We start from the raw sequence: 223 nt of genomic DNA, 5'->3' as shown, positions 1-223 counted from the left end.
GCCCTACACCACCGGCGTACCCATCGGACGCCCCCTGCCGGGCCTGCGCGCCTACATCCTCAGCCCCGGTCTTACGCCCCTGCCCGCGGGCACGGTCGGTGAGCTGTACCTGGCCGGAACCGGGGTGGGCCGCGGCTACCACCACCAGCCCGCCACCACCGTCACCCGCTTCCTGCCCGACCCCTACGGGCCTCCCGGAGCGCGGATGTACCGCACCGGGGAC

At 74.9% G+C, this 223-nt stretch carries 1 protein-coding gene; it reads left to right on the top strand.

Annotated features, from left to right (window positions below):
• The coding region (locus IG78_RS43730) for an AMP-binding protein (RefSeq protein WP_037687868.1) at positions 1-223 on the top strand (223 nt) is incomplete at both ends.

The sequence above is a fragment of the Streptomyces aureocirculatus genome, assembly GCF_000720475.1.
Taxonomy (GTDB): Bacteria; Actinomycetota; Actinomycetes; order Streptomycetales; family Streptomycetaceae; genus Streptomyces; species Streptomyces aureocirculatus.
The sequence above is the reverse complement of the archived record's forward strand: the minus strand, read 5'-3'. Positions and strand labels throughout refer to the sequence as shown.